This is a genomic window from Enterobacter sp. N5-15 (genome assembly GCF_057221635.1).
Window position 1 is genome coordinate 3731265 of sequence record NZ_CM170150.1, and the last position, 13916, is coordinate 3745180.

At 59.5% G+C, this 13916-nt stretch carries 14 protein-coding genes; 5 read left to right on the forward strand and 9 right to left on the reverse strand.

The genetic code is table 11. The features are described 5' to 3' along the window. Positions 1–4: 4 nt before the first annotated feature. The 4 genes from AC2TE5_RS17570 to nudI all read left to right on the forward strand — a co-directional run bounded on the left by AC2TE5_RS17570 (position 5) and on the right by nudI (position 2780). Complete coding sequence (locus AC2TE5_RS17570; RefSeq protein ID WP_484613357.1) at positions 5–1174, forward strand: beta-barrel domain-containing protein; 1170 nt, start codon at positions 5–7, stop codon at positions 1172–1174. A gap of 327 nt (positions 1175–1501) precedes the next feature. Further along, complete coding sequence (locus AC2TE5_RS17575) at positions 1502–1939, forward strand: hypothetical protein (RefSeq protein WP_023333145.1); 438 nt, start codon at positions 1502–1504, stop codon at positions 1937–1939. Between the two features lie 88 nt (positions 1940–2027). Next, positions 2028–2297, forward strand: coding sequence for a HigA family addiction module antitoxin (locus AC2TE5_RS17580; protein WP_084492157.1), 270 nt, complete (start codon positions 2028–2030; stop codon positions 2295–2297). Between the two features lie 57 nt (positions 2298–2354). Continuing rightward, positions 2355–2780, forward strand: coding sequence for a nucleoside triphosphatase NudI (gene nudI / locus AC2TE5_RS17585; RefSeq protein ID WP_193805780.1), 426 nt, complete (start codon positions 2355–2357; stop codon positions 2778–2780). 2 nt (positions 2781–2782) lie between these two features. Here the strand turns inward: nudI and AC2TE5_RS17590 are convergent, their stop codons facing one another. The 3 genes from AC2TE5_RS17590 to AC2TE5_RS17600 form a co-directional block, all read right to left on the reverse strand. Next, entirely contained in the window at positions 2783–3292 is a 510-nt protein-coding gene (locus AC2TE5_RS17590; protein ID WP_484612096.1) for a DUF6622 family protein, read from the reverse strand. A gap of 85 nt (positions 3293–3377) precedes the next feature. Beyond that, entirely contained in the window at positions 3378–4559 is a 1182-nt protein-coding gene (locus AC2TE5_RS17595) for an aminotransferase-like domain-containing protein (RefSeq protein WP_484612097.1), read from the reverse strand. Between the two features lie 19 nt (positions 4560–4578). Beyond that, positions 4579–5466, reverse strand: a complete 888-nt coding sequence (locus tag AC2TE5_RS17600; protein WP_213328600.1) for a LysR family transcriptional regulator — start codon at positions 5464–5466, stop codon at positions 4579–4581. Between the two features lie 97 nt (positions 5467–5563). Here AC2TE5_RS17600 and AC2TE5_RS17605 point away from each other — a divergent pair, with 97 nt between their 5' ends. Next, entirely contained in the window at positions 5564–6166 is a 603-nt protein-coding gene (locus tag AC2TE5_RS17605) for a short chain dehydrogenase (RefSeq protein ID WP_213328601.1), read from the forward strand. On the opposite strand, the gene AC2TE5_RS17610 is transcribed toward AC2TE5_RS17605, so the two are convergent. From AC2TE5_RS17610 to fdrA, 6 genes are all read right to left on the reverse strand, one after another. After that, positions 6160–6894 carry a class I SAM-dependent methyltransferase gene (locus AC2TE5_RS17610; protein WP_484612098.1) on the reverse strand — a complete coding sequence of 245 codons (735 nt, stop codon included), beginning with the start codon at positions 6892–6894 and terminating at the stop codon, positions 6160–6162. The two genes, AC2TE5_RS17605 and AC2TE5_RS17610, sit on opposite strands and share 7 nt — an antisense overlap. Before the next feature lie 126 nt (positions 6895–7020). Beyond that, entirely contained in the window at positions 7021–8400 is a 1380-nt protein-coding gene (locus AC2TE5_RS17615; protein WP_484612099.1) for an amidohydrolase family protein, read from the reverse strand. A gap of 1 nt (position 8401) precedes the next feature. Next, entirely contained in the window at positions 8402–9358 is a 957-nt protein-coding gene (locus tag AC2TE5_RS17620; protein ID WP_484612100.1) for a carbamate kinase family protein, read from the reverse strand. Beyond that, positions 9355–10935, reverse strand: a complete 1581-nt coding sequence (locus tag AC2TE5_RS17625) for a xanthine permease (protein ID WP_484612101.1) — start codon at positions 10933–10935, stop codon at positions 9355–9357. The genes AC2TE5_RS17620 and AC2TE5_RS17625 overlap by 4 nt, the downstream gene beginning before the upstream one ends. An 11-nt stretch (positions 10936–10946) precedes the next feature. Further along, positions 10947–12362 carry a YlbE family protein gene (locus AC2TE5_RS17630; protein WP_213823010.1) on the reverse strand — a complete coding sequence of 472 codons (1416 nt, stop codon included), beginning with the start codon at positions 12360–12362 and terminating at the stop codon, positions 10947–10949. Further along, the gene (gene fdrA / locus AC2TE5_RS17635; protein WP_484612102.1) at positions 12362–13903 is read right to left on the reverse strand and encodes an acyl-CoA synthetase FdrA; all 1542 of its coding nucleotides are present in this window, start codon (positions 13901–13903) and stop codon (positions 12362–12364) included. Before fdrA ends, AC2TE5_RS17630 begins: the two co-directional genes overlap by 1 nt. Positions 13904–13916: the final 13 nt, after the last annotated feature.

Below are 13916 nucleotides of genomic sequence, written 5' to 3' on the forward strand. Positions count from 1 at the left end.
GGCAATGGACGATCTGGATAACGCTCTCGACTCCGAAAGCGGCTACACCGGCGCGCGTCGGATCGTGATCTTCTCGCTGCTGATGTTCGTGGTGCTGGGCGTCTGGGCGTGGTTTGGCATGCTGGACGAGGTGTCAACCGGCTCGGGTAAAGTGATCCCCAGCTCGCGCGAGCAGGTCTTACAGTCTCTCGACGGCGGGATCCTCACCGAGCTGAACGTGCACGAGGGCGATCAGGTGCAGGCCGGACAGGTGCTGGCGCGGCTCGACCCGACGCGTTCCGAATCGAACGTCGGCGAAAGCGCGGCGCGCTACCGGGCTTCACTGGCCTCCAGCGCCCGCCTGTACGCCGAGGTGAACGATCTCCCGCTGAAGTTCCCCCCCTCGCTGGCACAATGGCCGGATCTGATGGCTGACGAAACTCGGCTCTACAACTCCCGCCGCGCGCAGCTGGAGGATACCCAGCGGGAGCTGCGCGCCGCGTTAGATCTCGCCAATAAGGAGCTGGCCATCACCCAGCGTCTGGTCAAAACCGGCGCCGCCAGCCACGTGGAGGTGCTGCGCCTGCAGCGGCAGAAAAGCGATCTGGAGCTGAAGCTCACCGACTTGCGCTCGCAGTATTACGTTCAGGCGCGCGAGGCGCTCTCCAAAGCCAACGCGGAGGTGGATATGGTTTCGGCCATCCTCAAAGGCCGCCAGGATTCCGTGACACGTCTGACGGTAAAATCCCCGGTACGCGGGATCGTGAAAAACATCAAGGTCACCACCATCGGCGGCGTGATCCCACCCAACGGCGAGCTGATGGAGATTGTGCCGGTGGACGATCACCTGCTGATTGAAACCCGCCTGTCGCCGCGCGATATCGCCTTTATCCACCCGAACCAGGAGGCGCTGGTCAAAATCACCGCCTACGATTATGCCATTTACGGCGGGCTGCACGGCGTGGTGGAAACCATTTCCCCGGATACCATCCAGGACGAAGCCAAACCAGAGGTGTTCTATTACCGGGTGTTCATCCGCACCAGCCAGGATTACCTGGTGAATAAGGCGGGCAGGCACTTCTCGATTGTGCCGGGGATGATTGCGACGGTGGACATTAAGACCGGAGAGAAAACGGTGCTGGATTATATGATCAAGCCGTTTAACCGGGCGAAAGAGGCGCTGAGGGAGCGGTGATGAAACGCCTTAAATCATTTTCTGAAGCCGCCTCGCAGGATTTAACTTCTTCTGGGTAGCCTGCTTTTTATTAGGGTTAATCGGGCGTATGTTCCTTCCACGCCAGCAAAATCTGGCGTCGGGATTGGCATCCCGGTTAAACTTAATGGCGGCGTGAGCTCTTGTTGCGCCGTGCGTCTGGCTACATTTCAATGGTGGGCTGGACGGGGGCGTCGCAAGACGCGCCGGTGTCCATTAAGGCCGGTAATGCCAACTCCGTTCAGTCCTGCCACCCGGGAAATTGGCATTTCTCTGGCAGGGTCTTAATCACTTAATGGAAACTGTCATATGACCACCAGTAACGCACTTTTCACGACCCCCTTCGGCCACAATACCGACTTCACTGAACTTGCCGACAACTGCCAACGCTATTGCGAAGCATTGGTGGAAGAGACCGATCCTGCAAGAAAAATAGCGCTCTGCGGTCGTCTTGCATCGACCCTCGCCCTGCTTCGCCCGATGCTGCTGGAGCCGCTCCCTGAGCACTTACAGGAACGTCTTACCGTCAATGTGTTCCCCGAATGTGAACCTGCATTCAACGCTGAATCCGATCAGCTCTGTCGCTACTGCGAGGAAATTACGCAACTGTTGATGGGGGGCGCGCTCGCCCCTGAATCCGCTCGTGTGATGGGAGATTTACTCTTTGAACTAACGGGATATTTTGCTGACCAGCTAAAAGCCCCGCGCTGGCTGAGAACCGAGGCTGGGGTCGCGTTGCTGGGTTGACATGGTTTTCTCCCTCTCCCTGTGGGAGAGGGTCGGGGTGAGGGCATCAAACCGCACTCATTTTATATTTATAAACAGGAAGTTAATTATGAATAACCAGGAAAAACTACGCATCTCAACCACACCAGGCGAAGTGTTGCTGCACGATTATCTTAAGCCACTCAGTCTCGGCATCTCAGAACTGGCAGAGAGAATAAACACCGATCACACCACTGCCAGCGCGCTGGTAAACAATAAAATCAAACTCACCGTTGATTTGGCCACAAGACTGGCGAACGCATTCGATACCAGTATTGAATTCTGGCTGAATCTGCAGCAAAACGCAGAAAACCAAGGAGCGAGAATCGAGCACCTCTAACATAATCATCCCCCCAATCTGCTAAAGTAGCCCAAATTCATTTTTCAGGAAGAAATCATGCGCCAACGAACCATTGTCTGCCCCATCATCCAGAACGACGGTGCCTATCTGCTGTGCAAAATGGCCAACGATCGCGGCGTGTTCCCCGGCCAGTGGGCCCTCTCCGGCGGCGGAATGGAGCCGGGCGAAACCATGGAACAGGCGTTGCGCCGTGAGATCCGCGAAGAGCTGGGCGAAGCGCTGGAGATCGCCTCGGTCACGCCATGGGCTTTTCGCGATGACATCAGAGTGAAAACCTACGCCGATGGCACCACTGAGGAGATTTACATGATCTATCTGATCTTCGACTGCATCAGCACCAACCGGGCCGTCACGTTTAATGACGAGTTTCAGGAGATCGCCTGGGTTAATCCGGAATCGTTAAAAGAGCTTGATCTCAACGAAGCCACGCGTATTACCTTCGCCCAAAAGGGCCTCCTGTAAATTCAGACCGGAACACGGGCGACATACACCCCAATATAGCGCGCAAATTTCCCGAGAAACACGCCGGCAAACACGCCGCCGGAGACGATCGCCAGCGCGCTCATGGCGGGCTGCTGCATCGTCTGGGGAGAGACCGCGCTCATCACGCCCAGCACATATTTCACCCCGAACGCCAGCATCATAAACGGCAGCGCGGTGTAGTCTGCCTGGCGGAAAAGGGTGCGCGGCGCCTCTGTACGGGTGATAACAGCCTGCTTAATCAGGAAATACCCCAGCGCGGCCCCGGCGAGGATCCCCGCCGTCCACAATGCGACAGTCCCGGGGGTTAACGTGCGGTAGACCACCAGATCGTAAATATCCCAGATAAGAAAGATCGCCGGAATGACGGCAAGCCTCTCCAGCGTAACGGTGGTGGGCCTGCGGGCTTTAATGCCGCGAGAGATGAGGAAGATAAACAGCACCCATACCCAGACGGGCGTGTGGGTAACGACACCGATCAGAAATTCAAACATGGAACTCACCATGAACGATCGCGGCCCGTGCCGCCCTGAACGCGTATTGCGCATAACGGCAGGAAAGCCATTATGCGCAGCTCTTTTAGAGCGATTTTTTCAGGCGTTGAACCGCCTCTTTCAGATCTTCATCCGTTGGCGTCACAAATGACATGCGCAGCGTCGTTGGGTCTGGCTCATTGCAGTAGAAAAACTCGCCAGGCACAAATACTACGCCGTTGCTTAACGTTTTTTCAAGCCAGCGGGTGGTGTTACACCCATTATTCATCTTCGCCCACAGGAACATACCGCCCTTCGGCTTGTGGAACGACATCACATCGCCCAGCTCGGCCTCCAGCTCGGTTGCGAACGTCTGGTATTTCTGACGATAGGCTTCGCGGATCGTTTTAATCTGATCGGCCAGACGACCGGTTTTCAGGTACTCATACGTCATCAGCTGCGACAGCGTGCTGGTGTGCAGATCGGTGGTTTGCTTAAGGTTCACTACCGCGCGCTTCAGCCATTCCGGCACCAGCACCCAGCCTACGCGAGTCCCCGGCGCGAGTATTTTAGAGAAGGTTGAGGTATACACCACGTTCTCTTCATTGCCGATATCTTTGGCATGGGCAATCAACGGGCGGAAGACTTCATCGGTATAATTAATTTCGCTGTACGGGTCGTCTTCGATAATCACGAAGTCATAGCGCTTTGATAATTCCACCAGCTGCTTACGGCGCGCTTCAGACAGCGTGACGCCGCCGGGGTTACCAAAGGTTGGAACGATATAGACCGCTTTGATAGCTTTCTTTGCCACCAGGGCCTCAAGTTCGTCGACCTTCATACCGTCGCCGTCGGTGCCAACGGATTCAAAGTTGGCCTGCGCCAGGCCGAAGACCTGCAGCGCGGCAAGATAGGTTGGACGCTCAACCACAACGGTGTCACCCGGGTTGATTAACGCACGCGCCAGCACGTCAAGCGATTGCTGTGAACCGGAGGTCACGACCACATCATCGGCCTTACAGGCAATACCGCGTCCCTCGCAGATGCGCTGAATTTCTTCGCGCAGCCCCGGGACGCCTTCCGTCAGGCCGTACTGGAACGCCTCGCCAAAATGCTGTGATAAGACGGCATCGGCGGCAATTTTAAGCCCTTCGTGATCGAACAGATCGGGATTAGGGATACCCCCGCCCAGCGAAATCACCCCGGCCATTTTGCTATGTTTTAATAATTCACGGATGGCAGATGATTGCAGGCCCTGCGCGCTGCTGGCGAGTTTGTTTGCAGACATTCTTTGATTACCTTCTTTTTTATATTGTGCCCAATCTTAGCAGAATATGGGCGATAAATTCCGTAAGCTTAGGCAGTTGACGTAAATCCTGACGCCACAATAAATGCACCGGCCTCGGCGCGGGCGTGTACTGCTCCAGCACCCTCACCAGCCTGCCGCTTGCCAGCTCTTCCGCCACCAGCACTTCCGGTTGCAGCAACAGCCCCGCCCCGGCTCGCGCCGCCATGCGTAAGCCGTAGCCGTCGTTACATCTTAAGATCGCATCCCGCTTCCAGCGCACCTCCCCTTCCACGCCCGGCAGCCGCCACTCGTTACGCGCGGTCCACACCGTGTGCGAAAGACACAGATGATCCACCAGATCGTCTGGCGTTTGCGGCGTGCCGTGTCGCGCTAAATAATCCGGCGCGGCGCAGATCACCATGTTGTAGGGGCACAGGTATTTCGCCACCAGATCGTCATTGCGAACGTCACCAATGCGAATGGCCAGATCGACGCCCTCCTCCACCAGATCGACCATCCGGTTGGTAAGATCCAGCTCGATGCGTACCTCCGGGTAGCGCTGTAAAAAGGTTGCCGTCAGCGGGGCAATCACGCAGCCGCCAAACGACGTGGGTGCCGTGACGCGCAACGTTCCGGCAGGTGCAGCCCGCAGCCGCTCGACTGCATTTTCAGCAATGGAGACCTGCTCCAGCACCCGCTTCGCCTCGTCGAAATAGACCCGTCCGGCATCGGTCAGGCTCTGACGGCGCGTGTTGCGCTCCAGCAGTCGCGTGCCGAGCTGGGACTCCAGCAGGGCAATATACTTCCCCACCATCACCGCCGACATCTCCAGACGTGACGCCGCGCCGGTAAAGCTGCCGCTTTCCACCACCGCAATAAACGTCTCCATACCGCGAAGCTTATCCATATTCCAAACCCCTGGTTAGTAATCTTCTAACTTTAGCCCAGTTTATCTGCATTTTTATTTATTAAAGAATAAAGGCTCACAACATAAGGAGTCGGCTATGAAAATCGTCATTATTGGTGCCAGCGGTACGGTCGGTCGTGCAGTAACGGAAGAGCTGAGTCGTCGCCACGAGGTCATCCGCGTGGGTCGCACGCAGGGCGACGAGCAGGTGGATATCACCTCGCAGGCGAGCGTCCAGGCGCTGTTTGAGAAAATAGGCCCGGTGGATGCGATTGTTTCCGCCAGCGGTGGCCTTCACTTTGGCCCGCTCGCGACCATGAAGGACAGCGACTTCAACCAGGGCCTGCAGGATAAACTGCTCGGGCAGGTGCGACTGGCGCTGACCGGCCAGCACTATCTGAATGAAGGCGGCTCGATTACGCTGATAAGCGGGATTGTGGCACACGAGCCGATTGCGCAGGGCGTGAATGCCACCACGGTAAATGCGGCGCTGGAAGGGTTTGTCCGCGCTGCCGCCTGCGAACTGCCGCGCGGGATCCGCATCAACCTGATTAGCCCGACGGTGCTCACCGAATCCGCCGAAGCGTACGACGGATTCTTCCCGGGCTTTGAAAGCGTTCCCGCCGCGACCGTGGCGCTGGCCTACCGCCGCAGCGTGGAAGGCGTGCAGAGCGGGCGGGTGTATAAGGTGGGTTACTGAGCCTTACGGGCGGCGATCAGCACCAGCATCGGGCGCTCCGCCTCTTCGGCCAGCGCGGGCCAGGCGTCAATCTGCGCCTGCGCTGGCCCCCACTCGTTGACCTCGCTTACCGTTAATCCGGCCCCGATCAGCGCGTTAAGCGTGGTGCCGAGCGTGCGGTGGTATTTCACCACCCCGTCCGCCAGCCAGTTGCTGACGCGTTTGCCTTCATCCTGATAATGGTTTACGCCCCAGAACCGCTCGCCGTTATCGTCAGTCAGCCAGCCCTGACGGGAGGCGCAGGTGTATATCGGGTGCTCCATCGAAAAGACCAGGCTGCCGCCGGACTTAAGCGCGCGCTGAACCCTGGCGAACAGCGTGTCCAGCTCCGGCAGGTAGTGCAGCGCCAGCGAGCTGTAGACCAGATCGAGGCTGTTCTCGTTGAGCGTGAGAGATTCCAGATCGCTACGCAGATAGTGAACCTGTGGGTCAGCGGTAAGCTCCGCTGCGCGGGCGAGCATCTTTTCTGAGATATCGACTCCAGTGACGTGAGCCGCGCCCAGCTCGCGCGCGGCGCGGCAGAACCAGCCGTAGCCGCAGCCGAGATCGACAACCGATTTGCCGGTTAAATCCGGCAGCATGGCCTTAAGCGCAGGCCACTCCGGCGCGCCGTCCAGACCCTGTACCGAGCGCGGAAGCTGGGCGTAGCCTTCAAAAAACGCCGGATTGTCGTAGATGTTTTGTGCCATGGCAGATCCCTCTTTAAGAATGTGACTCCCAGTATAAAACATTGCCGGGTGGCGCTGCGCTTACCCGGCCTACGATTTGAGGGTTTCAGTAGGCCAGGTAAGGCGAAGCCGCCACCCGGCTCGCTTTTAGCCCACAGTACCCCAGACCAGATTTCCCTTATGGAACGTCGCGGTACGCGGTGAAATGCGCGCCACGGCCTCGGCGGAGCAGGAGGCATCCACCAGCACAAAGCTGGCGTCGTCCTGCGCTTTTGGCCACACGCGTTCGCCTTTGTCGTTCAGCGGCAGCACGTCGCCGGTGGCGATACCGAGCGCACGGGAGAGCGTCTGCTCGTTGGGACGAATATAGAGCTGAGCGTAGAGATTCGCTTTCTCCAGCATGTCCCCCAGACCGTACGGCGACCAGTGATCGATCACGCTGTCGGTGCCGGTCATCACGAACACGCCCTTCTCTCGCAGCTGCTTCAGCGGCATATGCAGGGTGCCAATCGGCACGGTGGAGGCGATGGTCACCTGCTGCGCCGCCATGCGGGTGGCGATCTCATCTACCTGCTGCTCGTTGAGCGTCGCCAGCGCGAAGGCGTGGCTAATGGTCAGCTTCCCCTTCAGCTCCGGCGTTTTCTCCACGGTTTCGACCATATAGTTCACCGCCGCCACGCCTGCCGGGCTGGTTTCGTGCAGGTGAATGTCCACCCCTTTGTCGTAGTCCAGCGCGATCTGGAACATCAGATCGAGGGATTTCTCCATCGCGCCGTCGACGTTGGTGGGGTCCAGCCCGCCCACGTAGTGCGCCCCCGCCTGCATCGCCTCGCGCATCAGCTTTTCGGAATTCGACAGCAGCAGGCCGTGCTGCGGGAAGGCAACGATTTCGCAGTCAAAACCCGCTTTGCGGCGCGCCAGCACCGCCTGCAAATTTTCCAGGTTTTTCAGGCCGGAAACCGGCTCAATGTTGCAGTGGCTGCGGGCGATGGTGGAGCCTTTCGACTGGATCAGGTCGATCAGCTTTTCCGCACGTTCCTGGGTGTAGGGCTGCAGCTCCGGCAGCAGCTTCTGCTCAAGGCGGATCATGTCCTGAATCGTGGTGCCCGCCGGACGGTTCAGGGAGCGCCACGGGCCGCCGTAGAAGGTTTTATCCAGGTGAATGTGCATGTCGCGCATCGCCGGAAGCATCAGCTTGCCGCCTGCGTCATAGTGCGGCAGCGTGGCGTCGGCGTGGCTCTTGTTGTCGCGCAGGGCGACGATCTTCCCGTCCTTGATTTCCAGCGTTTTCAGTTCGGTGCGGGTGCTCGTCGCCACGCCGCCGTCGACGTTAAATCCGGCTTCGAGCAGCACGTTGTCGAGATAGTAATGTTTCGCGGTGATGTTCATCGGTTTACCCGTCTCGCAGGTTGGCTTTGCGGAGTCAGCAGCATACGCGACGGATCCGGTCGCGCCAAACAGCGCGCAGGCGGTGACCATTTTGCCGCTCTGGCTAATAAACTCGCGGCGGCTTTTATTTTCACTCATCTTATCTTCCTTCATTAACGATATGGGTGCCGGTTTCCCCGCGCAGCGCCGCGGGCAGGCAGTCCGGCGAGGTGACGATCACCCGCTTGCCGCCGTGGCTTAAAAATTCCAGCGAGGCGACGATTTTGGGCAGCATGCTGCCCGCCGGGAAGTGGCCTTCATCCATATAACGCGTCATCTGCGCCACGTTAACGGTGTCCAGCGCCTGCTGGTTTGGCTTGCCGAAGTTGACGCACACCTTTTCCACGCCGGTGGTAATCACCAGCACGTCGGCACCGATCTCCCGCGCCAGCAGCGCCGTAGAGAGATCTTTATCAATCACCGCGTCGACGCTCTGGTAATCCCCCTGCTCGCTGCGCACGACCGGGATCCCGCCGCCGCCCGCGCCGATCACGACATACCCTTTTTGGGTCAGCGTCTTAATGGCATCCGCCTCAACAATCCGCAGCGGCTGCGGTGAAGCCACCACGCGGCGATAGCCACGGCCGGAGTCCTCAACAAAACGCCAGTCCGGGTGCGCGCGCTGCAGCTCATCGCGCTGCGCCTCGCTGAAGAACGCGCCGATAGGTTTCGTCGGGTGCGTAAAGCCGGGATCGTTTTTATCCACCTCCACCTGCGTGACGACCGTGACCGCTTTTTGCTCCCCGCGCGCGGCCAGGCAATTGTTGAGCGCCTGCTGGATCAGGTAGCCGATGCCGCCCTGGGTGTCCGCCACGCAGTTTGCCAGCGGGGTCAGGGGCAGTCCTTCCCGCTCGTGGGCGATTTCGGCGCGGCGCAGATCCAGCCCCACCTGGGGGCCGTTGCCGTGGGTGAGCACGATGTCATAGTCGGAGGCCAGCATTTCCAGCACCGACTCTGCCACCGCTTTCACCGCCTGCGCCTGATGTTCAACCGACTGGCTGGCGTTGTCTTTGATAATGCTGTTGCCGCCGATGGCGACGACCATAAGCTCTTTCATTTTGTTTCCTTTAGAAGGTGCGTTCTGGTGCCCTCACCCCGGCCCTCTCCCACAGGGAGAGGGGGATTAACAGAGGTCTCCAGCACATGCTTCACCACAAACATGCCGCCCATCATCAGATACGCGGTGACGAACATCAGCGAACTGCCTTCGGCAAAGCCCACCACCGGGGCGTGGATCACCCCAAACAGCGCCAGCAGCGCCCCACCCGCAGCCGCAACGGCCCCGCGCAGCGGTTTGTTGATGATGGCGAAGATGGCGATACAGCCCCACAGCATGCTGGCGAGCGGTGCGCCGTTCCCCAGATGGACTAAACCCTCGTAGTAGATCCCCTTGCTGTGCAGCACCTCGGTGCCGATTCTGGCCGCGCTGGTGCCTGCCGCCCCCATCACGCTGTTCATCATGGTCAGCGCCCAGTTGGCGATCCACGGGAACAGGCAGATGAAGATAACGGGCACCTCTACTTTGGGCGTTTCCCTTACCACCTGGTTGGCCGTCACGACGCCGATAAACACCAGAATCGGCACGATGGCGGTCATCGGAATGATAGCGAGCATAAACGCCCCCAGCCCGAACAGCGGCACGATGAACATGGTCACGCCCGAGGCCAGCGTGTAGCCTATGCTGGCCCCCATCGCTTTCCAGCCGGGGTGGCCGACGTAGACCGTCACCGGGAACGGGTTGCCCATCAGGCAGCCGAGCATGGAGGCCAGACCGTTCGCCAGCATCACCTTGCGCGTCGGATACGCATCCCCCGCCGCGTGGGCGCTTTCGATGTTCTCCAGGTCAAAGATGTAGTTCGCCAGCCCCAGCGGCACGGCAGAGGCAAGATACGGCAGCGCGTGCGGCAGGCCCTGCAGGAAGCCTTCCACGTGCACCTGCGGCGGGTTAAAGCCGAAGGATGACATGGACGCTTTTATCGCTTCCGGGCTTTGCAGGCCGGAGATCCACGCCAGTGCGGTACCGGCTATCAGCAGCAGCAGGCCGGTCGGGATACGGGCGAAAATCGGCTTTTTGCCAAACCAGTTAATGAAGATCAGCAGCAATACGATGAACGACACGGTCGGCGCTTCAAACGCCTGCAGCATCGGGTTCATCGCCAGCAGCAGCAGGCCCAACCCGGAGAGGCACGACAGCAGCACGGTACGCGGGATCATCTTGCGGATGGTTTCCCCTAAAAACGAACCTCCCGCGAGGATCATCGCCTCCACGAAGCACCACACCAGGCCAATCTGGATCGCAAACTCCGCATCGCCCGTTTGCTGATAAACCGGCATCAGCACCAGGAAGGTCACGGTGAAAATTGACGGCGCGCTAGGGCCGGACGGCAGCGCGGTCACATCCGTTCGCCCGGTGGCGCGCGCCATCTGCATGCCGAACCAGGCGTAGCAAATACTCGCGACCAGCACCGCCAGCCCGAAGGCCGGCGCGATGCGTCCATAAACAATCTCCTTCGGGATGCCGACGACAAAAATGAGCAGCCCCATCATGGTCAGCAAATTGGTCAGGTTGTTGGTCATCAACCCGAAATAGGCCGCCCAGTCACCTCTTTTCCACTCCAGTTTCATGTTTTTCATGGATGCTTGCCTTATAAAAAGTAGCGATCGCGGAAGGTCAACAGCGCCTTTTCAAAACAGCTAAACGGCGGGTGAACGATGCCCGCCCCAATCATGCCGATGCCCGCGTCTTTATGGGCAATGGCGGTGTTAATCACCGGCAGAATGCCGCTGCCCGCGACTTTGGTGATGTCGATGGCGGTCGGAATGCCCATAAACGAGAGCAGCGGAATGGTGACGTTCGGGTTTTCGCCGAGGGTGATTTCGCGCATCTGACGGGAGAAGTCGATGGCTTCATCCACCGTTCCGCCCACCAGCGCAACGATTGCCGGGGCCGTCGCCATCGCAAAGCCGCCGATGCCGTAGGTTTCGGTAATGGCGCTGTCGCCAATATCCAGCCCGGAGTCTTCCGGCTTATAGCCCGCGAACATCGGGCCAATCACCTGCTGCGCCGGGCCGGTGAACCACTGCCCCGGCAGGCCGGAAACGCGCAGGCCAAACTCGTAGCCGTTGCGCGCCATGGTGGTGACGACGGTGCTGTACTCAATGCCGTGAGCGGCGTCCAGCGCGGCCTTACACATCGCCATCCACGTCGGGCCGGAGAAGTAGTCGCTGCTGGCGACAAACTCGAACACCTCGCGCTGCTGCTCCACCGGATAGCCCGCCTGAATCAGCCCCGGCGTCAGCGCCTGAATAAGCAGCGTGGTGCCCGCGTTGTTGCGGTTGTGGCACTCGTCGCCCATGTGCAGCGCCTGGGCCAGCATCAGGCGCAGGTCGATTTCGCCGATAATCTTCATCGCGTCGCGCAGCATCGGGCCGAGCACGTCGCGCATCCAGTTCAGGCGGTCGATCACGCTCTGGTCGTTGGCTCCCATGCGCAGGATCTTCGCCATCTGCTCGCTGAGGTTGGTGAACGCGCGGTTGCCGTAGGTTTTGTTTTCAACGATGTGCATAAACATCGACGCGGAGGTGACGCCCGCCATCGAGCCCACGCAGTCATGCTCGTGGCACGGCGAGAAGGTAATATCGCCTGAAGCCGCCAGCCTTGCCGCGTCGTCCAGATCTTTCGCCAGCCCTTCAAACACCAGCGCCCCGGTCACCGCGCCCTTCATCGCCCCGCACATGTTTTCCCAGGAGACGGGCGGACCGGCGTGCAGAATGGTGGTGCGGGTCATGCCCGGCACAACGTTAATGGCCTGGTCATAGCCCACCAGCACCGGATGGGACTGAATAATGCGCTCAAGGGCGATTTGGTTAGCGGCGGCGATTTTCTCCGCCAGCGGTTTTTCCGCCAGCTGGTCGAGCGCCTCAACGACCTGCATATTGCCCTGTCCCGGCGGCGTCCAGTCGAGCTGGGTCACGGGAACGTGCTGTTTTTTGAGGTCATCGCTGAACATCGCAATGCCGACGTTAATGACGTTCAGCGGCTGGTTGAATAAGGTCGTCATTATGCTTTCTCCCCTTTGCAAACAAATTCGCGTGCCAGTAATCCGGTATTGGTGCTGCTGCTGGCCCAGATGACGCCTGCGTCGGTCAGCAGCTGACACTGCTGCGCCAGCGACTGCGGATCCAGGTCGGTGCCGAGCACATAGCCGAGGATCTCAAGCGGACGGCGATCGGCCTTCGCGATGGCCTGTGCCTCTTTGATGGCATCGAGCATCACGCCGACCGGATCCTCGTGCGCGCCGAAGCCCAGCACGAAGTCCATCACGATCACGCCCACCTCCGGATCCCGCGCCTCCTGCAGCAGGCGGCTGATGCGGTTGGTCGGGTCGATCATCGGGTGCGGCTTGCCGTTGGTGAAGTCGTCGTCGCCAAAGTCGAGGAAGGTGTGGGCTTTACTGACGCTGATGTCGCTCAGGCGCTTAGACGGATCCGGCTGGATGTTGCTGTAGACGTCGTCGAATTTCGCAAGCGTCGCGAACATCGCCTCGTCGCACAGGGTTCCGCCGCAGAACAGGCCGCGAATGTACTTCTGCCGCGGAGTCAGGCGGGCGCGCACCTCTTCAATCAAAGGCCAGTTGAGCGGGTGCAGATCGAGGGATTCTTTTTTGACGCCGGTGAGCAGGACCGCCTTCAGGGCAGCCTCTTTGGTACCGCGCGCAAACTGCAGGCCGTTTTCATCGGCGGGCGGTTCGCTGCGGCCGAGGAAGCAGACGACCACCGGCTTGCGGCAGGCTCTGGCGCGGGTCAGTACCTTTTCTGCCACCGCTGGCGCGGGCGGCTTGGAGATCAGCGCGATAACCCGGGTGCCCTCGTCGGCTTCCAGCATATCAATGGCGTCGAGCATCATCAGGCCGCCAATTTTCTCGCTGAGATCGCGCCCGCCGGTGCCAATCAGCTGCGACACGCCGCCGCCGAATTCGTGAATGCGCACGCTCAGCTCCTGGCTGCCGGTGCCGGATGCGCCGACGATGCCAATCGAGCCGCGGCGCACCGCGTTAGCAAAGCACAGCCCCGCGCCGTTGATGATGGCGGTGCCGCAGTCCGGCCCCATCATCAGCAGCCCTTTCCGGTGCGCGAGCTGCTTCAGCGCCAGCTCGTCGTCGAGCGATACGTTATCGGAGAAGAGCATCACGTTAAGGTCGTTTTCCAGCGCCTGGCGCGCTTCGCGGGCGGCGAAGGTACCGTTGACGGAAATGACCGCGAGGTTGCTGTCCGGGCGATGGGTTTTGGCGCTGGCAATCGTCGCGTAGCGCGCCTCATGGGAGCCTGCGCTCTCTTTACGGGTGAACAGCGCTTCAATAGCGGCCAGCGTTTCATCATTCGCCGCGTCGCCTTTAATCACGATCATCAGGTCGCCGTTTTTAGCTTCGGCTAATTCCGGCGTTAATAGCCCGAGGTTTTTTAAGACGCCTTTGTTCATTTCCGTCGCCATGGCCACAAACGCCTGCTCGACGCCCGGTAATTTATTGGCTTTAGTAGAAACGGACATTAATGATACGGAGTCAAAATAGGTGTTCTTTTTAATCACGATTTTCGTTGGCATTATTTTCTCCTGA